This is a genomic window from Bacillus sp. FJAT-53060 (assembly GCF_037104745.1).
Classification (GTDB): Bacteria; Bacillota; Bacilli; order Bacillales; family Bacillaceae; genus Bacillus; species Bacillus stratosphericus_B.
Genome location: NZ_JBAWSW010000008.1, coordinates 15515 through 37486, shown reverse-complemented (window position 1 = coordinate 37486; position 21972 = coordinate 15515). Strand labels below are relative to the sequence as shown.

Sequence of the window (21972 nt, the reverse complement as noted above, 5' to 3'; positions counted from 1 at the left end):
ACATTTTGTTGGCGAATTTCTGGGTTTTTTTAAATTTTTTATATGAAGAAAAAAATTGATAAGCTAAAGGGATTGTCTTATCTTTATACTCAAATCAAAAATCCCTGTCATAATAAAATAAGAAGGAAAGGGGTTATGTTGAATGAGAACGATTGAAAATGATCAGTTATTGGTTCAAATCAATGAGAGAGGCGCTGAGGTCAGAGAGGTGCTTCACAAGGAAAGCGGACATCATTATATGTGGTATGGTGATCCCGCTTATTGGGGCAGGGTGTCGCCTGTCTTATTTCCGATTGTTGGCAGATTAAAAGATGATCAATACAAGATTGGGGATCAAACCTATGAGCTCACGCAGCATGGATTTCTTCGTGATGTCGATTTTGAACTATATGAAGAAGCGAAAGGTAAGGTGACTTTTCAATATCAATCAAATGGCCTCCACCTTGCGCAATATCCCTATGAGTTTACAGCCCGCATTCGTTATGAACTGTCGCAAAATGGACTGACGATTGCCTGGGAAATTGAACATGACGGGGAAGACACGATGTATTTCTCCATTGGCGGACACCCAGCATTCAATGTCCCGCTTGTCGAAGGGGAGCAAACAACCGATTATTTGCTGACACTGATACCTTCCACTGAGCATAAACCTGTACAATATGAACTGCGGGATTCACTTGTGAGGGAGAAGGAGAAAGACGTTCAGCTTGAGCCGATTCAGCTACAGTCAGAGCTCTTTCAGCACGATGCGATGATCTTTAGTCATATCAATCGAGTGTCATTATCATCCCCAAAAGGTCAGGGTGTTGAGGTTGACCTCAGTGGTTTTCCATTCGTGGGCATTTGGTCTCCTTATGATCCAAAAAAGGGAACGATGGCTCCTTTTGTTTGTATTGAGCCTTGGTATGGAATCGCAGATATGGAAGGGACGAATAAGCAGTATAAGGACAAATTCGGTATTCAAACCTTAGAAAAGGATGAGAACTTTCAAGCAGCCTACACCATTTTCTTCAAATGAACATTTGTGCATGATAAGGTGAACAATCTGTTATGATAGAAGAAAAAAAGGAGGCGTACGAATGGATCGGGAGAAACAGCAATTAAGTATTGAAGCGGCAAGGCTTTATTACTTATCTGATTACAGCCAGCAGGAAATCGCCAAACAGCTCGACCTGTCGAGACCGACTGTGTCTCGTCTACTTCAATATGCGAAGGAGAAAGGGTACGTCCAAATTACGGTGATGGACCCATTTGAGGATTTAAATGAGCTGTCCTCATTGCTCAAGGAAAAGTACGACCTGCTCGAAGCTCATGTGGTGTTTTCGCCAATGGACGACTATCCGACCATCACCGATTACCTGAGCCGATTTGGTGCAGATTACCTGCAAAAAACGCTGAAAGACGGTGATGTCGTTGGGGTGAGCTGGGGAACTACGATGTATCAAATTGCACAAAAGATGCAACCTAAACAGGTAAAAGGTGTAGAGGTGGTCCAGCTAAAAGGCGGGATCAGCCATTCACATGTGAATACATATTCTGCGGAAACCATCCAGCTGTTTGCTGAGGCTTTTCAAACAGCCCCCCGCTATTTGCCGCTGCCTGTTGTGTTTGATAGTGCAGCCGTTAAAGAGATGGTCGAACAGGACAGACATATTCAGCGCATCATTGAAATGGGCAAACAGGCTAATATCGCTGTGTTTACTGTTGGGACGGTAAGAGATGAGGCACTTTTGTTTAGGCTTGGTTATTTCCGTGAAGAAGAAAAAGCGTTGCTCAAGGCATCCAGCGTCGGAGATATCTGTTCGCGTTTTTATGATCAAGAAGGGCGCATTTGCAGTAAAGCCATTAACAACCGAACAATCGGTGTGGAGCTTGATGATTTAAGAACAAAAGAACGCTCCATTCTTGTTGCTGGCGGACATCGAAAGGTTGCTTCTATCCATGGGGCACTAAGAGGAAAATATGCGAACGTATTAATCATTGATCAGCACACAGCAAGAACTCTTTTAAATGTCACAAATTAGATGAACAAAATTTCATAACTATGTTTACTATTGTTCAATAGTCATTTAAGATGAAAGTATCTTAACTAAAAGGAAGTGTGAATGCATGACGATAGCAAAGCTCATTGATCATACAGCACTAAAAGCAGATACATCTAAAGCTGCAATTTTGCAGTTACTTGAAGAAGCAAAGACTTATCAATTTGCATCTGTTTGTGTCAATCCAACATGGGTGTCTCTTGCAGCAAAAGAACTAGCAGGGACAGGCGTTGATGTATGTACAGTGATCGGTTTCCCTTTAGGCGCAAGCACAACGGCGGTCAAGGCATTCGAAACAAAGGATGCGATTGAAAACGGAGCGACTGAAGTAGACATGGTCATCAACATTGCGGCACTGAAAGATTGCGAATATGTTGTGGTTGAACAAGATATTCGGGCAGTTGTAGACGCGGCAAAAGGTCAGGCACTTGTGAAAGTCATCATTGAAACATGTTTACTCTCAGAAGAAGAGAAAGTTCGAGCTTGTGAGCTTTCAGTGAAAGCTGGCGCTGATTTTGTGAAAACATCGACTGGATTTAGTACAGGCGGTGCAACGGCTGAGGACATCGCATTGATGCGTAAAACAGTAGGACCTGACATTGGTGTGAAAGCATCAGGCGGCGTAAGAAAAAAAGAAGACGTTGAGGCAATGACAGCTGCAGGCGCTACCCGCATTGGTGCAAGTGCAAGCGTTTCCATTATCAAAGGAGATCAATCAGCTCCTTCGAAAGACTATTAATTCATAACATCCTATGGTAGGATAACATTCGTGACTCATTAAATGATGAAAAAGTCATATGCGGAAGGATCTCGTTACTGGGAATTTCTTCCGCCATTTGTTTGCGAAAATAGGGTTCGTTCCATACAAGCGCATTAATGTAAACGAATTCATTCAAGGAGGAAAAACATGAAATACGTGATTGGTATCATCGGTTTGCTGGTGATTCTCGCCATTGCTTGGCTGGCAAGTAACGAAAGAAAAAGAGTGAAATTCCGTCCAGTCATTGTCATGATTGTACTGCAATTTATTTTAGGTTATATTCTGCTCAATACAGGTGTTGGAAACTTCCTAGTTGGAGGCTTTGCGAAAGGATTCCAGATGCTTCTAGGCTATGCAGGTGAAGGAATTAACTTCGTATTTGGTGGACTAATGAATGATAATGCGTCAACTTTCTTCCTCAACGTCTTGCTCCCGATCGTCTTTATTTCTGCATTGATCGGTATTCTGCAGCATTGGCGTATCCTTCCGCTTATCGTACGCGGAATTGGATATTTGCTTAGTAAAGTAAATGGAATGGGAAAACTAGAATCCTACAACGCAGTAGCGTCTGCGATTTTAGGTCAATCAGAAGTTTTTATTTCCATTAAGAAACAGCTTGGATTATTACCTCAGCAGCGTCTTTATACATTGTGTGCATCTGCGATGTCGACTGTATCGATGTCCATTGTCGGTGCCTATATGCAAATGATTAAACCAGAGTACGTCGTCACAGCACTTGTGCTGAACCTATTTGGTGGATTTATTATTGCGTCTATTATCAATCCATATGAAGTGTCTAAGGACGAAGACATGCTTGAAGTCGTAGAAGAAGAAAAACAATCCTTCTTTGAAATGCTTGGCGAATATATTATGGATGGTTTCAAAGTAGCGATTGTTGTCGCTGCGATGTTGATTGGATTTGTTGCGTTAATTGCGATGATTAATGGAATCTTCACAGCTGCCATCGGTGTTTCATTCCAAGATATACTTGGATATGTTTTTGCACCATTTGCTTTACTAGTCGGTGTACCTTGGAACGAAGCGGTACAAGCAGGAAGTATTATGGCAACCAAAATGGTGTCCAACGAATTTGTGGCGATGCTAGCACTGTCTGAAGACGGTATGAATTTCACTGCTCGTACAGAAGCCATCATCTCTGTATTCCTTGTATCCTTTGCGAACTTCTCCTCTATTGGTATCATTGCTGGAGCAGTCAAAGGCTTAAACGAAAAACAAGGAAACGTTGTTGCCCGCTTTGGATTAAAGCTGTTATTCGGTGCAACACTCGTCAGCTTCTTAACAGCAGGCGTTGTCGGTTTGCTTTACTAACATAAAAAAGGAATGGTGAAAACAATGAGAATGGTAGATATCATTGCGAAAAAACGTAACGGAAAAGAATTATCTCCAGAGGAAATTTCTTTCTTTGTCAAAGGATATACGGACGGAACAATTCCTGACTACCAAGCAAGTGCCTTGGCTATGGCAATTTTCTTCCAAGATATGACGGATCAAGAACGTGCAGACTTAACACTCGCTATGGCGAACTCAGGGGATACGATTGACCTGTCTGCCATTGACGGAATTAAAGTAGATAAGCACTCAACAGGCGGTGTAGGCGATACAACAACACTTGTACTGGCTCCTTTAGTTGCAGCACTTGATGTACCTGTTGCGAAAATGTCTGGACGTGGCCTTGGTCATACAGGTGGAACCGTGGACAAGCTTGAGGCTGTGAAAGGCTTCCACGTAGAAATTACAAAAGACGAGTTCATCGAGCTGGTCAACCGTTATAAAGTAGCGGTGATTGGACAGTCAGGCAATCTGACACCTGCTGATAAAAAGCTTTATGCTCTTCGTGATGTGACAGGAACCGTTAACTCGATCCCGCTTATTGCAAGCTCGATCATGAGTAAGAAAATTGCTGCTGGTGCAGACGCCATCGTACTAGATGTGAAAACTGGTGCAGGTGCCTTCATGAAAACACCTGAAGACTCTGAGAAGCTTGCCAAAGCCATGGTGCGCATCGGAAACAACGTAGGCAGACAAACAATGGCTGTCATCTCTGATATGTCTCAGCCGCTAGGATTAGCGATTGGAAATGCCTTAGAAGTAAAAGAAGCTATCTACACACTGCGAGGCGAAGGTCCTGAAGACTTAAACGAGCTCGTTTTGACATTAGGAAGTCAAATGGTCGTTCTTGCGAAAAAAGCAGACACGTTAGATGAAGCAAGAGAAAAACTGGTTGAAGTGATGAAAAACGGCAAAGCACTTGAGAAATTCAAGGAATTCTTAGAAAATCAAGGTGGAGACAGCTCGATTGTGGATCAGCCGGAAAAACTGCCACAAGCCCCTTATCAAATCGACGTACCTGCTAAAGAATCAGGTGTGGTCGCTGAAATCGTCGCAGACGAAATCGGTGTTGCAGCCATGATTCTTGGAGCAGGTCGTGCAACAAAAGAAGACGATATCGACCTATCTGTCGGTATCATGCTGAACAAAAAAGTGGGCGATCGTGTAGAAAAAGGAGAATCTCTTGTGACGCTGCATGCCAATCGTGAAGATGTGGCAAATGTCATGGAGAAAATTTATGACAACATCCGTATTGCTGATCAAGCCGATGCACCAACATTGATCCACACAGTTATTACAGAGTAGAGAAAAAGGACAAAAGCGATTTGCCGCTTTTGTCCTTATGTACCAGTTATGCTACTATCAATTGGGAAATCGGCTGATGAAGGCAACGTATCCTACAAACTGTTCAAGGATATGGAAAAGGAAATACCTTTTTAATGGTGGAAGTGTGGAAAAATGAAGCTGCGGTTCAGAGCCATATTGCAAGTGCATATTTCCAAGCTTTCGTAGTAAAGACAAAAGAATTTTTAGCCGCTCCACTTGATGTTGTTGCATATCAAGGTGAGCAGCTTTCATAGATAAACAACAAACACCCTAGGCGTTCATTGCCTAGGGTTCTTTTATTTTCAACACCTGGTTTATCCATTTCATTATCGTATTGTGCATTTTCCACAAAAATTCTGAAAATAAAATATTTTTCGACTTAAGTATACTGGAATATGCTAGAATTATATATTATTTATTACCATATTAGGGAGGAACCAATATGAAAAAAGGGAAATGGACGAGTATTGCATTAACAGCTGTCCTCAGTTTAGGCACATTGACAGTTTTCAGCACCCCGCTATCTGCCCACACCACAAAAAAGACAACATCCTCAGATGGCGGTCATTATTCAGGCATTCCATTCGATGCAAGTGTTGTGAATGAAGACCGTCTCATCAAAGCTCTGAAAAAACAAGGGAAAATCAAAAAGAATGCCAATGAGGTAGAAACCCAAAAGGTATTAAAGAACTATTTAAAGAAAAAAGAAGAAGCTGCCATGAAACAAAGCGCAAGTACCTTAACAGAAGAGCCTGAATTCCTAAAAGATTACAAACAAGAAGTACATAACAAATTAGCCAAAAAGAAAAAGCTAAAGAAACATAAAGGAAAAGAAGGCAACCAAGTAAAACCGGTCAAAAAGGAAAAGTATAAAGGCGACGTTCGCAATGATAAAGTGCTGGTTTTATTAGTAGATTTTAAAGATTATAAGCATAATAGTATTAAAAAAGAAGAGACGGATATGTACTATGACAAGTACGATCAACAGCACTATCAAGATATGATTTTCGGAAAAAATGGCTACTTCGGTCCAGATGGTAAACGAAAAGTATCCATGAAGCAATATTATGAAAAACAGTCGGGTGGAAGTTACACGATTAGTGGAACAGTAACTGGATGGTATACATCCAAGCATGAAGCAGCTTATTACGGCGGGAACGTCCCTGACGGAGAAGGAAGTGATGGAAAACCGCGTGAATTAGTGAAAGAAGCACTCGAAGCAGCAGCCAAAGATCCGAACATTGACCTCGGTGAATATGATCAATGGGATCGCTATGATATTGATGGAGACGGCGTTTATAACGAACCAGACGGTATCATTGATCATCTCATGGTCGTTCACGCTGGTGTAGGTGAGGAAGCAGGCGGCGGACAGCTCGGCTCTGACGCTATATGGTCGCACCGCTGGTCACTTGGTGATGTGTATGAGATTCCAAATACTGAATCTGAAGTTGGTCAAGGCGGGAAATTAGGTGCTTTAGATTATACCATTGAGCCTGAAGATGGCGCAGCAGGTGTTTTCTCACATGAATTTGGGCATGATCTTGGCCTTCCTGATGAGTACGATACACAATACACAGGCAGAGGGGAGCCCGTTTCTTACTGGTCTATCATGTCAAGTGGGAGCTGGGCAGGTAAAATACCTGGTACGGAGCCAACAGGTTTTAGTCCATATGCGAAAGAAATGCTTCAAAACCTGCATGGCGGCAACTGGCTTTCTGGACAAACCATTGATAGTAATACATTAAAGAAAAGCAAAACAGTGTTAATCGATGAAGCAGTAACAAAAGGTACGAACCATGATGCTGTTCGAGTCGATTTACCAGATAAAGAAGTTGTCGTCACAACGCCTGTCCAAGGGAAATACGCTTACTTCAGCGGGACGGGTGACAATTTGAATGCAACCATGACGACAACTGGTATTGATTTGTCGAAGGGAAGCAAAGCAGAGCTTACTTTTAAAGCATGGTACGATATCGAAGAAGATTATGATTATGCGTATGTAGAGGTTCGTGAAACAGGGACAGATCAATGGAAAACCATTGCGGGTAATATCACGGATGATCAAAATGAAGCAGGTGCTAACGAAGGAAATGCCATCGACGGAAAATCATATGGCTGGGTAGATGCAACCTTTGATTTATCTGCTTACGCAGGGAAAAAGATTGATCTGCAATTCCGCTACACAACCGATGCGGGTTATTCGTTACCAGGTTTATTCGTGGATGATCTAAACATAACAGCAGATGGAACAAAAGTGTGGTCTGATGATGCCGAGGGAACGTCCACTTTTACCTTCAATGGATTCTCTCAATCTAATGGAAAACAATATGCAGCACAGTACTATTTACTAGAATGGCGCTCTAATGCTGATGTCGATAAAGGTTTAAAGCATATCAAACGAGGAGCAAGTCTGATGAGCTATAATAACGGTTTGGTCGTGTGGTATGTGGATCAATCTTATAGTGATAACTGGGTAGGGAATCATCCAGGGAATGGCTTCCTTGGTGTGGTCGATGCGGATCAGCAAGTATTGAAATGGAGTGACGGCTCCATTGCGGCCACTGGGTTCCAAGTACATGATGCAGCATTTTCTTTAAATCCAAGTACGAAACTGAATATTGATTATACAGAGACGACAGGTTTAAACTTGGAAGATCGCTATATTCGCCCAACTCGTACATTTAGTGATAAAAAGAATTATGTGAATCCAAATAACCCAGATGCAGGGCGTGATGTGCTGTCATATGGGCTATCCTTTAAAGTCGTTGCACAAAGTAAGGATCGCTCTGTTGGAAAGGTATTAATTTCTAAAAGTAACTAAACAGAAAGCCGGATTCTACTATTGAATCCGGCTTTTTAATATGTCGAGACAAGGGTTTTCATAAGACGGTCGGTTTTTTGATCGAATGTCTGTTCTTTTTTATTTTGATATCCGAATGAAACCATTATATAATAGAAATTGGAAGTTTTTCTTTCAATCATGGTTCTTTTTGAGCTGTTAAAAAACAGGAAAGGATGAGCGTTACTAATGAGTTGTGTCACTGCCAAGCAATTAAAGGTGATTCGAGGAACGATGCAGACTTTTTGCAGCCATTTGGAGTATGATGGTTACGGTAAGCTTCATATCAATACCATTATGGCTTTTATTAAAAAGGAATTTGGTGTGAGGAAAATGAAAGACATTCCACAAAGTCGGTTTACTGAAGTGTTAGAGCTAATACAAGACTTTGATTTATACACGGACAAAATAGAAATTCATGATCGTCTATCAGAAAGGAATTAACTAAATTGATATTTCAGCAATGATATTAGTAGGAATTGTCGCTTTAGAACACATTTTCATCATGTTACTCGAAATGTTTTTTATGGAATTAAAAATGGCTAAAAGATCTTTCCGGCTGCCTGAGAACTTACAAAAAGATCCAAATGCGAAAGTGATTTTTGCCAATCAAGGGCTATATAACGGGTTTCTAGCTGCAGGAATCATTTGGGGGCTTATTCTCGGATGGATTACCTTTGGATATATGATTCAGCTTTTTTTTCATTCTTTGTGTGTTGATCGCAGTGGTATTTGGCGGTGTGACATCCAATAAAACAGATTACCAGCCTTGCTCGCATTAATTGCGTTCATGCTAGCGATTTAAAACCTTAAATCAGCCCCAGTGTGAAGTGCGCTCCAAATGTTAGACACAATCTAACATTTGGAGGTGCTTTCCTTGTATTTATACTTGTTTTGGTGCATTGTTTAGTGGGTGGCGGCGTTTGCCGTTGTAGTGGCGGCGCATACGAAAGATTTCAAACTCCGAAAGCTCTGCGCTTTTTCGTTTTTGGGTGCGGTTATCTTTTTTGAAAGAGAAAAGTAAATAGCAGCAAAGTGAAGCGATAATGAATAAAATCATCATATGACATTCCTCCAATTCATCCTATTCTTTAAGTGTAGACAGGGTGAGTGATGTTTATAACTGAAAATAAGCAACAAAATCGGTTTAGTTCTTATGATTTAGATAATCTGCTCATTTAGGTCTAAAATACTATGTATTTTCAACTATTATATTTCCAGTTATTTCTCTCGTCAAGAAGAATTTTTCTGGGGTTGTCTATATTAGTACGATTAAGTGTCATGAAAGTTTCAGAAAATTGTAAAATTTTATTGAAAAACCGTTCCCGAACAGGAACGGTTGTAAACATGTCTATGCTTTTTCTTCAAATAAACGCGCAATTTCCACGATAACTTCTGTTGCCTTGACCATGTTTTCAACAGATATAAATTCATATTTGCCGTGAAAGTTCTCCCCGCCAGTAAAGATGTTAGGAGTTGGGAGACCTTTATATGAAAGCTGAGAACCGTCTGTACCGCCGCGAATAGGTTCAATCACAGGTGTCACTGAGCGATTTTCCATTGCTTCATAGGCAATGTCCACAATATGTTTTACCGGCTCAATTTTTTCTCTCATATTATAATATTGATCCTGAATGCTAAGGGTAATGCTCTTTTCACCGTAGACCGCTTTTAAGTCATTTTTAATCTTTCCAAATAGTTCCTTACGGTTGTTAAACTTCTCCTTATCAAAATCACGAATAATATATTGAAGTTCTGCTTCTTCTACTTCCCCTACAAATTTCGTCAGGTGGAAAAAGCCTTCATATCCTTCTGTATACTCCGGAGATTCGTCAGAAGGAAGTTTGTTGTGAAAGAGCATCCCGATCTTAGCAGCGCTGACCATTTTGTCTTTCGCTGTTCCTGGATGGACGTTGTTTCCTTTAATCGACACCTTCGCACCTGCTGCGTTGAAGCTTTCATATTGAAGCTCTCCAAGTGGCCCACCGTCAATGGTATAAGCATAAGAAGCACCGAAGGCATCGACATCAAATTTGTGCGGCCCTCTGCCAATCTCTTCATCTGGAGTGAAGGCGACTCGAATCTTTCCGTGCTTGATTTCTGGATGCTGAATGAGGTAATGCATGGCGGTCATAATTTCTGCGATACCTGCTTTGTTATCTGCGCCAAGTAATGTCGTGCCATCAGTGGTGATGAGCGTATGTCCTCGGTATTTTTGTAAATTTGGAAACTGTGTTGGAGATAAAACGATATGTAGATCTTCATTTAACATGATGTCACTGCCTTGATAGTTCTCATGAAGCTGCGGCTTCACATTCTTGCCAGTGAAGTCAGTAGCTGTATCGATATGAGCCAAAAAGCCAATGGTCGGCACTTCTTTGTCTGTGTTAGATGGGATCGTTCCCATGACATAACCGTTTTCATCCATTGTCACTTCTTGAATGCCGATGGATTTCATCTCATCAACAAGCTGTCTCGCTAGGTTCAGCTGTCCTTCAGTGGATGGGCAGCTTTCCTTTTCTGCATCAGACTGGGTATCCACTTTCACATAACTTGTGAAACGTCCGATCATTTCCTCTTTCATCTATACGTCACTCCTTTTGTAGTATACGTTCATTTTATCATGTCTTGAAAGCGCTTCATAACAAGAAAGGCTTTCTCTGGCAATTAGAGAGGAAAAAGGCCTGCTTTCTTTGCATAATGCGCTGAATGGTTCTTTAGGGTGATTTTTTTAGGTGTCTTTTTATTTATAATGAGGACATATAAAATCGTCCATTTGTACGTTAAATTGGGAGAGAGGGGTCGAAAGTCGGATTCTAGTTAACCGCTGGCACTCGTTCAAAAATTTCAAGAAGCGGTTGATGACATTCAGCAGTCGAAGCAGCTACGGCTGAAGGCAGTAGACTCAGGCTGGCAAGGAGAAGCAAGAAGTAAATTTGATCAAAGCTTTGAGGAAACAACAGCACGCTATGATCAATTTGAAAAGGACTTGCTTGAAACGAGGCTGGTGTAAAAGCAGTCAATGACCATTGATCAAGCAAATCAGGTGATACATAAAGGCATTGAAAAAACAAAAGAAACCGTAGATTCGCTTATAAAGGGTGCAGTTGATTTCTTTAAGGGAGCATTTTCTTTTGGATAAGGAGAGATCAAGTTGGATCAGCTACGTCTAAGTATCGAGGAACTCATTTTTAGCTTTTACAGCGAAGGTTATTTTGAACAAGGTATGTCATTAAAGGAAGCTTATTATCCTGAGGTAGAGGACGAACGTCTTGGGTTTTTGTTTGAAATTGCATGCCGCTCTTTGCTGGCAAAAGGCGTGTTAGAATTTCGAAACAGACAATACCGTTATAAAGAAGAATATCGTCATTTCATTCAAGCTATGAATGATGCATCGCACACCGTCAAGGCTTCAACATTTGGAGAGATAGATGAAGGATTCAGTACTTCTTTTCATACGACGAAGGCGGGTGTGTATGCCCATCAAACACTTTATGATCAACAAGTGCATCAGATTCAAAAACTGAAAGATGATCAGCAGGCAGAGGAGCAAGTAACCACCTTTTTGAACATCCAAATGAGTGATCAACGCTTATCTGTCATTACCTTGCAGGCAGAGGAATTTGAAACGCTATTAGAACCAGCAAGCGAGGCGAAAGATGAATGGCTTTCTTTTCTAAAACTTAATAAAGCGGAGGATCCAGAACTTGTGAGGACATTTGTTTTAGATGTGCGGGCAAGAAAAGGTCAGATGGACTCCCTCATGAAGGTAGCCTATGACAAAAACAATCAGCCCGATGTGGAATCCATGATATTTGTTATTCCAGGTGAGAGACATTCTTGGCTTGTGTGGGGGATAAAGGAAAACGAATTTCGCATTGAGACGGCTCATAGAGATGGGTTACGTTCTATATTCTAAAGGATGAGGCTTGAATCAAAATGAAGTAATAGAAGTCCATTCTTAGGCAACGGGGACTTCGGTATCATTGGAACTTGGCTATGGCAGTAAAGTCTGAATGAGGTGATGAGAGATGGACAAGAATGATACGCAGGACCGTATGGCTGAGGTACTCTGTTTATCGAAAAGGTACTTACAGCAGGTTGAAAAAAACAGACTTCGTCTCAATTGACCGCAATCTGCGGACGTATGTGAAAAAAGGCACCTCTAGCAAAATGTGCTGAGTCAGCATTACCGCATCTTAGATGATGAGAATTATCGCTATTATAGTTCATTTAATAAGGAAGAAGCAAAGCGGTGATTATAGGAGTTAAGTCAGCTGTCTTCTCCTTATTTAGAAACAGCTCATCACAAAAGAAAAAGAGAGGCACCCGTCTGACAGGGCTCTCTCTTTTTTTGTTTATACTTACAGAGTGTTTTTCGCCCGAATAAAGGCAACAAGCTGTTTGATTTCTTCATCGGTTAGGGGAACACCATCTACAAGGATTGTTCCTTCTTTTGCTTTCGTCAGTTCAATCTTGATATCAGAGATTTTGCGTTGTATCTCCGGCTCGTCCGTTCTACCAAGTAAAAAATCAATGGACGTATCATACAAATCAGCCAGCAGCTTCACTGCTTCAAGCGAAGGTCGTCGGTACCCAGATTCGTAACCGGCATAGGTGCTTTTGGCGATACCTAGGCGATCTGCCGTATGCTGGAGAGACCATTTTTTCTTTTTTCTAAGGGTGGTTAAACGATCGAGTATCATACATGAACGCTCCTTTATATACAACAACAGTATATCATATTTTGGCAAAGAGTGTACGCGTTATGCGTAATATTTTCTTGATTAATTCGCGTTATGTGACTATAATGGCAATGAAGGTACGCGGAAAGCGTATATTATAGAATAGCACAAACTGGCTTATAATATGTGTGACAAACGATGTAATTTTATTGAAAGAGGTGGACCTGTTGAAGAAATTATTGCTTTTAACAACTGGTGGGACGATTGCATCTGTAGAGAGTGAAAATGGTTTAGCTCCAGGTGTTAAAGCTGAGGACCTTTTAAGCTATTTAAACGAAATTAATGCAGAGTACACAATGGACACAAAGTCCCTTATGAGTATAGATAGCACAAATATGCAGCCTGAATACTGGGTGGATATCGCAACAGCCATTTATGAAAATTATGATCAATATGATGGGTTTGTTGTCACTCATGGGACCGATACAATGGCCTATACATCAGCAGCCCTTTCTTATATGCTGCAAAATCCTGATAAGCCAATTGTCATAACAGGCTCACAAATCCCGATTACATTTAAGAAAACAGATGCGAAGAAAAACATTACAGATGCCATTCGATTTGCATGTGACGGTGTAGGCGGCGTGTATGTCGTGTTTGATGGCCGAGTGATTCAAGGAACACGCGCAATCAAACTAAGAACGAAAAGCTATGATGCATTTGAAAGTATTAACTATCCATATATTGCATCGATTGAAAACCATGAAATTGAATACAATAGCAAAGTAAAAAGATCATCAATGAAACCGCTTAAATTAGATGCATCGCTGAACACAGATGTCTGTCTATTAAAACTGCACCCAGGTCTTAAGCCTGAGTTTTTAGATTCCATCAAAGGTGTGTACAAAGGGGTCGTTATTGAAAGCTACGGCAGTGGTGGAATTCCTTTCGAGGGAAGAAACCTTTTAGAGAAGATCAATGAATTATTAGAAGAAGGCATTCCTATTGTTATCACGACTCAGTGTCTAGAAGAAGGAGAAGACATGAGCGTGTATGAAGTAGGACGCAAAATCAATCAAGAACTGGTAGCGCGTTCACGAAACATGAACACTGAGGCCATCGTACCGAAACTCATGTGGGCATTAGGAAAGACAACAGATCCAAAAGAAGTGAAGAAGATTATGGAAACCCCAATCGCTGAAGATTTAGTGATTTAACATTCTATAGAAAGCAGGTCATATAAGATGGTTCAAGCAATTTATCGCTACGAGAAGGATTTTCTTGGTGAAAAAGAAATTCCGGCAGACGTGTATTATGGTGTTCAAACCCTTCGTGCAAAAGAAAACTTCCCGATTACTGGGTATCGCATGCATGAGGAACTGATTAGAGCCTTTGCCATCGTCAAAAAAGCAGCAGCTCAAGCCAATATGGAAGTGGGACGCTTATATGAAGGAATTGGAAACGCGATTGTCAAAGCCTCTGACGAAGTCATTGAAGGCAAGTTGCATGAGTACTTCATCGTAGACCCTATCCAGGGCGGGGCAGGAACTTCAATGAACATGAATGCCAACGAGGTCATTGGTAACAGAGCCCTAGAGATTATGGGACATCAAAAGGGCGAATACATTCATTTAAGTCCAAACACACATGTTAACATGTCACAATCGACGAATGATTCATTCCCAACTGCTATTCATATTGCTGTGCTGAAGCAGTTAGACATTCTGCTTGAGACGATGCAAGCGATGCATGTTGTATTTCAAAAGAAAGCAAAAGAATTCGATCATGTGATCAAAATGGGACGTACCCATTTACAGGATGCGGTTCCGATCCGTTTAGGACAGGAATTTAATGCATACAGCCGCGTTCTAAACCGTGATATTAAGCGTATTAATCAATCAAAGCAGCATTTATATGAAGTGAATATGGGTGCGACAGCTGTTGGGACAGGCTTAAACGCAGATCCTCGTTATATTGAAATCGTAGTGAAGAAACTTGCTGATATTTCAGGGCTACCACTCGTAGGCGCAGAGCATCTTGTAGATGCAACGCAAAACACAGATGCTTATACAGAAGTATCAGCGGCATTAAAAGTATGCATGATGAACATGTCTAAAATTGCGAATGACCTTCGCTTAATGGCATCTGGTCCTCGAGCAGGTCTTGCTGAAATTGCATTGCCAGCCCGTCAGCCAGGGTCATCCATTATGCCTGGGAAAGTCAATCCTGTTATGGCAGAGCTCATTAACCAAATCGCATTTCAGGTTATAGGAAATGACCACACCATCTGTCTTGCTTCTGAAGCAGGTCAGCTTGAGTTAAATGTAATGGAACCTGTTTTGGTCTTTAACTTACTTCAATCTATTAGTATAATGAATAACGGATTCTGTTCATTCACAAATCATTGCTTAGCGGACATCGAAGCAAATGAGAAACGTTTGAAAGAATATGTAGAAAAAAGTGCAGGAGTGATTACTGCGGTGAACCCTCACTTAGGCTATGAAGCCGCGGCTAGAATTGCAAGAGAAGCTATTTTAAAGGGAGAATCCATTAGAGACCTCTGCTTGCAGTATGATGTATTAACGGAAGAGGAACTTGATATTATCTTAAATCCTTATGAGATGACAAAGCCTGGTATTGCAGGACAAGAGCTGCTAGAAAAGGGATAATATCAAAAAATTTATTTTATTAATATGACGAATTGCCTGTGAAAAAGAGAAAGACAGGCAATTCACTTTCTTTCGAATTGACGCACTTTTTTCACAATATTTTGAAAACGCTTAACGCAGATGCACAAAGGGAGGAAACAAAATGAAAACACCACGTCTACCGTCTATCTTAGAAGTCGTGTCTATCCTTGGCTTGTTTTTAGCAATTGTTTTATCATTTACTCTTTACTTCAATTTAGATATTCAACTAGCTTTGTTTATCTCATGGTTTATGGTGATCGCTTTAGGTATTCGTTTGGGACATTCATATAAGGATCTTCAAAACGCCATTACAAAAGGGATATCAAATGGTTTAGATGCTATTTTGATCTTAATTGCTGTAGGAGCACTTGTTGGAACATGGATTGCTGGTGGAGTTGTGCCTACATTAATCTATTACGGCCTAGAATTTATTCATCCTAACATTTTCTTATTAGCTACACTTGTGATATGTGCCATTATGTCCATTGCTACAGGAACCTCTTGGGGGACGGTTGGAACTGCGGGTATTGCAATGATTGCAATTGGTGAAGGTCTTGGTATTCCGCTTCCAATTGTTGCAGGTGCCGTTTTATCTGGAGCCTACTTTGGTGATAAATTATCGCCATTATCAGATAGCACCGTACTGGCCGCTTCTCTTTCTAAAGTGGACGTGCTTGCGCATGTAAGAGCTATGATGGTCTTATCCATACCAGCCTTTGTGATTACAGCGATTATGTTTACGGTTACAGGCTTTATGTATGGTGGCCGAAACATTGATCACGATAAAGTGGAGTTTTTGAAAAATGCACTTCATGATACATTTACAATTAATATCTGGATGGTTATTCCGGCTGTAGTGGTTGTGTTATTGCTTGTATTTAAGAAACCTTCAATGCCTGTTATCGCTATTGGTGCCCTTCTAGGTTCGATTTGGGCCATGGCTTTTCAAGGAATGAATCCGGCAGATGCGATTGCCACTGCTTATAATGGCTTTTCCATTAACTCAGATATAGATTTCTTAAATTCCCTGTTAAACCGTGGCGGTATTGTCAATATGCTAGGATCTTTAGTCGTGATTATCCTCGGTCTTGGTTTTGGTGGTGTACTTGAATATTTAGGCGTATTAAAAGTCATCGTCTCTATATTCGAGAAGAAATTGCATAATGCAGGAAACGTCACTCTATCCACGCTAATTGTTGCTTTCTTGGCGAATATTTTTGGCTGTGCTATGTATGTATCAATCATCCTTACACCAAAAATTATGGAAAAAAGCTATGACAAATTAAAATTAGACAGACGTGTATTATCTAGAAACTCTGAGGTCGGTGGAACACTTACGTCTGGTATGGTTCCATGGTCAGATAACGGGATATACATGGCGGGGATTCTAGGCGTGTCGACATTCTCGTATTTACCATTTATGTGGTTGAGCTTTGTTGCCATTGGTCTTGCCATTATTTATGGATATACAGGAAAATTCATTTGGTACGTTAAAAATCAACAAGAATCAGAAGAATCGGGATCATAAGCCGTTTAAAAGCCGCTCAAAAAGGAGCGGCTTTTATTTATAAATCCTATTCAATATTATAAGTTTATCGCTTTCGCAAAAATTGAAGAGAATCGTTTGGATTCAAAAAGCAGAAAAAGTAAGACTGAGTCATTTTGTTGGATGAGCTCAGGATGGCATGGAAGGGCGAAGATTTTGCAAAGCTCTTTAATAAAATGAATGAACAGTCATTAACTAATTTCTGTTATAATCATACGGTAGAAAGAGCGAAAGTAGGATTGGTGAAATGAAGAAAATATGTATTTTTATTGCGGTTGGTTTTGTCTTGCTGTTCATTTCGGGCTGTATGGGAATGAAGCAGCAAACAGAAGGAAACCAGCAAGCGGTAAAAGAGGAAAAAGGTCAAGCAAAAGAAACAAAACAGACACAGCAGAAAGAAGCGGCAGAGTTAGACAAACAAAAATGGATTCAGCAAAAGGAACCGGTTGCGCTCCCGATCTTGATGTACCACAGCCTCTCCAGCGGCAACTCGTTACGTGTGCCAAAGAGTGAGTTTGCAGCTCATATGAAATGGCTAATAGATAACGGTTATGTCACGCTGTCGCCGGAAGAGGCATATCAAGTCCTCATGACAAATTCGACACCAAGTGAAAAATTTGTTCTCATCACATTTGACGATGGATATTCAGACAACTACACAAAAGCATTTCCAATTTTAAAACAGTATGGAATGAAGGCAACGATTTTCATGATTGAGCAATCCATTGGCCGCCCGAACCACTTAACAGATGACCAAATGGATGAAATGATAGCAAATAGGCTATCAATTGAGAGTCATACAATTCATCATTTAGAGCTCAATCGTTTATCAAAGAAGCAGCAGGAAGAGGAATTAAAAGGGTCGAAGGCGTTCTTTGATCAGCGATTTTCTCAGCGCACGAGAATGGTCAGCTATCCGGTCGGGCGCTATAACGAAGACACGCTGAAGCTGGCAAAGGAAGCAGGATATCAGATGGCTGTGACCACTGAACCAGGACATGCGAAAAAGGAACAAGGCATGATGTCCTTGCACCGCCTGCGCATTTCACCGGGACTTTCACCCGAAAGCTTTGGGAGGCTGATAGAAGGAAATTGATAGATATTAGATCACAGATGTTTCACATGAAACATTTTACGACAAGTTTCATGGAGATGATTTGTGAATCCACATTGATAGTATGATGAGAAAGAAGAAACAGACCTTTCATGAAGATGGAAGGTCTGTTTCTTTTTTGCGTTTTATTCAAAACTCCATATGAGTTTTCTCTTGTTTGTAATAATCCATTCTATCTTTCAAGGTCCCTGTATGAAATTCAAATTTATGTCCATCAGGGTCCGTGAAGTAAATCGACTTCTGATCTCTTTCGTCTCTTGGCCGGCTTGGTAAAATGTTGACGTGCAAATCTTTTAGTTTGTTGTACATTGGATCTACATCCGCCTCATCAATAGAAAAAGCGATGTGTGTGTAAGAGTGATGGATGTCTTGACGAGGAATGTCTTTTTCCACATTGAGGGCAAGCCATAGCCCATTCAAATCAAAGTAAGCCGTCGTCCTTCCCTTTGCTAACAATGTGGCATTAAAGACCTTTGTATAAAAATCAATAGATGTCTCTAAATCAGAAACAGAAAATAATAAATGGTTTATTCCTTTGATGTTCAATTTAATCACCTCAAATTCAATGATGAGAAAAAAGCTTGCAGACTCAATCTACAAGCTTTGTTGTTTATTGATAAACAGGATAGCCTGTTATTTTCATATCTTTCCCTAGCTGTTCAACGGTGAGTTGATCCAGTTCAATTGCGTCACTCATGAGGGGGATGCCTTCGCCTCCGAAAAAGGAAGGAGAAAGTCGTCCGCCAATAAGCTTAGGTGCCATGTAGATGACCAATTTATCAACAAGTTGCTGCTCTAAAAATGAGGCATTCACTTGACCGCCACCTTCAATCATGAGGGAGGAGATGTTTCTTTCTCCAAGCACTTGAAGCACTTCTGGCAAGGGAACTCGCATGTCTCCATCTGTCATGATGACGTTGACTCCAGCTGCTTCAAAAGCGGCTCGCTTTTCCTCATCTGCTTGTTTTGTTGTGAAAATCCATGTAGGTGCCATCTGATCGGTGACGACCTTTGCCGTCAGCGGTGTAGACAGCTTAGAGTCTAAAACAATTCGTATCGGATGGTCACCATTTGGAATCCTTGCAGTTAATGATGGATCATCATGAATGACGGTTTGGGCACCAACCAAAATGGCATCATTGATACTGCGGATGTGGTAAGCGTCATAACGAGAAGTCTGTGAGGTAACCCACTTGCTGTCAGACGTAGCAGAAGCAATTTTCCCATCTAAGGTGATGCCCGCTTTGAGCGTCACGAACGGCGTTTTTTTCGTAATAAAGTGATTAAACACTTCATTCATGAGGATGGATTCCTGTTCCAATACGCCCGTGATCACTTGGATACCTGCGTCTTGTAAAATGGTAATCCCGCGGCCAGCGACAAGTGGGTTCGGATCAAGTGCAGCTACGACAACCGTCTCTAGGCCGGCTTTCACCAGTGCTTCAGCGCATGGGCCTGTGCGGCCATGGTGGGAACAAGGTTCTAGGGTCACATAGATCGTGGCTCCTTTTGCCTTGTCTCCAGCCATTTTGAGGGCGTGAATTTCAGCATGTGGTTCGCCGGCCTTCATGTGAGCACCAACACCAACAATTTCATTCTCTCGCACAATGACAGCCCCGACGAGCGGGTTTGGAGATGTCTGACCTTTCATTGCCCGTGCATTTTCAAGGGCTAGCTTCATATATCGCTCATGATGTGGCAATCGTATGCACCTCTTGATCCGCCTTCATGTGACCAGAGCGGTTCATTTTTGTCTGCAAGTATTTTTCGTTGAACTCAGAGACATCACCCCAAAGCGAAATCCGTCCAGAAAGAGAAAGGCCTGCATGGCTGATGGCATCTGTCTTTTTCGGGTTATTGGTAATGAGTCTCACTGGCTTTGTACGCAGTGTTTGAAGAACGGCAATGGCTTCTTCATATTGACGCGTGTCATCTTCAAAGCCGAGTGCTTCATTTGCTTCCACTGTATCGTAGCCGTTCTCTTGGAGAATGTAGGCCATGGCTTTACTGAAAAGACCTATGCCTCGTCCTTCATGATTGGCTAAATAAAACAGGGCGCCTGCTCCATTATCTTCAATCATTCGCATGGACTGTTTCAATTGGAACCCGCAGTCGCAGCGTTTGCTTCCGAAAATATCGCCAGTGTGGCAAATAGAATGCATACGGATCAGTGCTTCATCAGCATGTTTGAAATCTCCGTAAACAAGAACACTTGATTGCTGGTGATCCGCAAGCTCACGGGAGGAGAGGCTTTCAATTAAGGCTTCATCTGATAACGGTTCTTTTCCATCGTCCTTTAACCATGAATACCAGTTGAACATTACGGTTCTACCGTCTAAACTGACTGGCAGTTTAATGGGGCCAGTGATATATATATATCCGTCTTCTTGCTGTACTCGTTTGATTTTATCTTTTAAAATAGCTGTTTTAACCTCTGTGTGTTTGTCCATATTTTGCACCTTCTTTTTTGTCTGTTTCTTCTGGGAAAACCAATGTATAGCTTCTAATTCCTGAAAAACGTCGATCAATGGCTCCTTTTCTCCCGCATTCCCATGCATTAAAGGCAAGGTGATGATGGTATACACCAGTAGCGATAAATAAACTCGCTGGGGAGCCATTCGGATATGAAAACCGAGCGTGTTCACATAAAGGGAATCAGCTGCTTCTTGAAGGAGATCTTCACCATCAAGCGGTGCATTTCCGCCACCTTTCAGTTCACCATGTTTACCTATCCAAACATCCTCAGGCGATCAGCATAAACTTCGACGCCAATGTCATCAGGATCACTTAAATAAATGGTTTCACTGAAAAAGTGATCGCATACTCCAATTAAAGGATAGCCTTTTTTGATCACCTGTGCCAGCCATTTGCCCAGGTTTTTTCTGGTAAGTAATAAATACAGCAAAATGATAAACCCTGGCTCATGATGAGGTTTCTCTTTCAATTGGGCATCTTCTTTTAACACAACCAAAGGTGACGGTGGATTCCATCTAACTAATATAGTAAAAGGCAAAGAACGCTCAAAGTTGGATACATGTCATTCTGTTACACCCAATCTTAGCTGCTTCATTGTATTCAAGCTCGTTCATCCCTTCGTTATATGCGTCGGCACGTTCAAATGTTTTTGATAACCTATCAAAATGTATACATTGTTACTTTTAGTAACTGAACGATATATTTGAACTTAGACGCTTTCCGGAATGTTTTGTCTATTGAATTGTAAAAAAACACATACCCAAAAATGGATCGGGATATATTATTTATTTTATTATATCTATTGAATGATTTAACAGTGCAATAATACCGGTTTGTACTCCCATTCTGTCATTAATCTTTTTAGCTAACTAAAACATCCATATTATTGAATGGCTAAACTTAACACCTTGTTTTTTCAGGAGATGATTTAATTATCGGAAGAAAGTTGATTGAATTAGTTGAAGAATTAGCAATAAAAGAAGGGACAAAGGAACTCGCATTAGATACAGCTAACAAAGCCCTCTCTTCAAAATGGAATGATTTTTCCCTTAACGAGGAAAATCGGATTTCCACCTACCATAAATTGTATTTTTTGGTTTGTGTTATTTGGTTGGGGGAACCCCAAACATAATCAAAGCGCT

General features: G+C 41.0%; 19 protein-coding genes and 4 pseudogenes. 16 read left to right on the top strand and 7 right to left on the bottom strand.

Annotated features, from left to right (window positions below; translation table 11 throughout):
* Positions 1-142 precede the first annotated feature (142 nt).
* The 9 genes and pseudogenes from WAX46_RS05085 to WAX46_RS05045 all read left to right on the top strand — a co-directional run bounded on the left by WAX46_RS05085 (position 143) and on the right by WAX46_RS05045 (position 9125).
* Positions 143-1018 carry an aldose 1-epimerase family protein gene (locus WAX46_RS05085; RefSeq protein ID WP_336493449.1) on the top strand — a complete coding sequence of 292 codons (876 nt, stop codon included), beginning with the start codon at positions 143-145 and terminating at the stop codon, positions 1016-1018.
* A gap of 61 nt (positions 1019-1079) precedes the next feature.
* Positions 1080-2024, top strand: coding sequence for a sugar-binding transcriptional regulator (locus WAX46_RS05080; RefSeq protein WP_336493448.1), 945 nt, complete (start codon positions 1080-1082; stop codon positions 2022-2024).
* Between the two features lie 85 nt (positions 2025-2109).
* Positions 2110-2781, top strand: coding sequence for a deoxyribose-phosphate aldolase (gene deoC / locus WAX46_RS05075; RefSeq protein WP_226567308.1), 672 nt, complete (start codon positions 2110-2112; stop codon positions 2779-2781).
* Between the two features lie 168 nt (positions 2782-2949).
* The gene (locus WAX46_RS05070; protein ID WP_226567309.1) at positions 2950-4131 is read left to right on the top strand and encodes a NupC/NupG family nucleoside CNT transporter; all 1182 of its coding nucleotides are present in this window, start codon (positions 2950-2952) and stop codon (positions 4129-4131) included.
* 24 nt (positions 4132-4155) lie between these two features.
* Positions 4156-5457 carry a pyrimidine-nucleoside phosphorylase gene (locus tag WAX46_RS05065; RefSeq protein ID WP_336493447.1) on the top strand — a complete coding sequence of 434 codons (1302 nt, stop codon included), beginning with the start codon at positions 4156-4158 and terminating at the stop codon, positions 5455-5457.
* Positions 5458-5532: 75 nt separating this feature from the next.
* A pseudogene (locus WAX46_RS05060) lies at positions 5533-5732 on the top strand (putative quinol monooxygenase); the annotation flags it as partial.
* A gap of 188 nt (positions 5733-5920) precedes the next feature.
* The gene (locus WAX46_RS05055) at positions 5921-8302 is read left to right on the top strand and encodes an immune inhibitor A domain-containing protein (RefSeq protein WP_226567312.1); all 2382 of its coding nucleotides are present in this window, start codon (positions 5921-5923) and stop codon (positions 8300-8302) included.
* A 207-nt stretch (positions 8303-8509) separates the two neighbouring features.
* Positions 8510-8764 (top strand): hypothetical protein, encoded by a 255-nt coding sequence (locus tag WAX46_RS05050; protein ID WP_336493446.1) that lies wholly within the window; start codon positions 8510-8512, stop codon positions 8762-8764.
* A gap of 4 nt (positions 8765-8768) precedes the next feature.
* Positions 8769-9125 (top strand): annotated as a pseudogene (locus tag WAX46_RS05045) (DUF1304 domain-containing protein).
* Between the two features lie 78 nt (positions 9126-9203).
* Here the strand turns inward: WAX46_RS05045 and WAX46_RS05040 are convergent.
* Together WAX46_RS05040 and pepT are read right to left on the bottom strand one after the other, a co-directional pair.
* On the bottom strand, positions 9204-9383 hold the full coding sequence (locus WAX46_RS05040; protein ID WP_099682360.1) for a hypothetical protein: 180 nt from the start codon (positions 9381-9383) through the stop codon (positions 9204-9206).
* 288 nt (positions 9384-9671) lie between these two features.
* A complete protein-coding gene (pepT, locus tag WAX46_RS05035; protein WP_226567314.1) occupies positions 9672-10904 on the bottom strand; it encodes a peptidase T in 1233 nt (410 codons plus the stop codon).
* A 243-nt stretch (positions 10905-11147) separates the two neighbouring features.
* Between pepT and WAX46_RS15750 the strand changes: the two are divergent.
* From WAX46_RS15750 to WAX46_RS15745, 3 genes and pseudogenes are all read left to right on the top strand, one after another.
* Positions 11148-11321: pseudogene (locus WAX46_RS15750) on the top strand (WXG100 family type VII secretion target); the annotation flags it as partial.
* A gap of 153 nt (positions 11322-11474) precedes the next feature.
* A complete protein-coding gene (locus WAX46_RS05025) occupies positions 11475-12239 on the top strand; it encodes a hypothetical protein (protein ID WP_226567315.1) in 765 nt (254 codons plus the stop codon).
* A gap of 244 nt (positions 12240-12483) precedes the next feature.
* Positions 12484-12579: pseudogene (locus WAX46_RS15745) on the top strand (transcriptional regulator); the annotation flags it as partial.
* A gap of 105 nt (positions 12580-12684) precedes the next feature.
* Here the strand turns inward: WAX46_RS15745 and WAX46_RS05020 are convergent.
* On the bottom strand, positions 12685-13026 hold the full coding sequence (locus WAX46_RS05020; protein ID WP_226567316.1) for a helix-turn-helix domain-containing protein: 342 nt from the start codon (positions 13024-13026) through the stop codon (positions 12685-12687).
* Positions 13027-13232: 206 nt separating this feature from the next.
* On the opposite strand from WAX46_RS05020, the gene WAX46_RS05015 reads away from it, so the two are divergent.
* The 4 genes from WAX46_RS05015 to WAX46_RS05000 all read left to right on the top strand — a co-directional run bounded on the left by WAX46_RS05015 (position 13233) and on the right by WAX46_RS05000 (position 18337).
* The gene (locus WAX46_RS05015; protein ID WP_226567317.1) at positions 13233-14222 is read left to right on the top strand and encodes an asparaginase; all 990 of its coding nucleotides are present in this window, start codon (positions 13233-13235) and stop codon (positions 14220-14222) included.
* 27 nt (positions 14223-14249) lie between these two features.
* Positions 14250-15674 (top strand): aspartate ammonia-lyase, encoded by a 1425-nt coding sequence (gene aspA / locus WAX46_RS05010; protein ID WP_226567318.1) that lies wholly within the window; start codon positions 14250-14252, stop codon positions 15672-15674.
* A gap of 142 nt (positions 15675-15816) precedes the next feature.
* Positions 15817-17223 carry a Na+/H+ antiporter NhaC gene (nhaC, locus tag WAX46_RS05005; RefSeq protein WP_336493445.1) on the top strand — a complete coding sequence of 469 codons (1407 nt, stop codon included), beginning with the start codon at positions 15817-15819 and terminating at the stop codon, positions 17221-17223.
* Between the two features lie 265 nt (positions 17224-17488).
* Positions 17489-18337 carry a polysaccharide deacetylase family protein gene (locus WAX46_RS05000; protein WP_226567320.1) on the top strand — a complete coding sequence of 283 codons (849 nt, stop codon included), beginning with the start codon at positions 17489-17491 and terminating at the stop codon, positions 18335-18337.
* Between the two features lie 147 nt (positions 18338-18484).
* On the opposite strand, the gene fosM is transcribed toward WAX46_RS05000, so the two are convergent.
* From fosM to WAX46_RS04980, 4 genes are all read right to left on the bottom strand, one after another.
* Positions 18485-18901, bottom strand: a complete 417-nt coding sequence (gene fosM / locus WAX46_RS04995) for a FosM family fosfomycin resistance protein (protein ID WP_226567321.1) — start codon at positions 18899-18901, stop codon at positions 18485-18487.
* 64 nt (positions 18902-18965) lie between these two features.
* Complete coding sequence (gene ribD / locus WAX46_RS04990; protein WP_226567322.1) at positions 18966-20057, bottom strand: bifunctional diaminohydroxyphosphoribosylaminopyrimidine deaminase/5-amino-6-(5-phosphoribosylamino)uracil reductase RibD; 1092 nt, start codon at positions 20055-20057, stop codon at positions 18966-18968.
* On the bottom strand, positions 20044-20805 hold the full coding sequence (locus WAX46_RS04985) for a GTP cyclohydrolase II (protein ID WP_226567323.1): 762 nt from the start codon (positions 20803-20805) through the stop codon (positions 20044-20046). Before WAX46_RS04985 ends, ribD begins: the two co-directional genes overlap by 14 nt.
* 278 nt (positions 20806-21083) lie before the next feature.
* Entirely contained in the window at positions 21084-21299 is a 216-nt protein-coding gene (locus WAX46_RS04980) for a hypothetical protein (RefSeq protein ID WP_226567324.1), read from the bottom strand.
* Positions 21300-21972 lie beyond the last annotated feature (673 nt).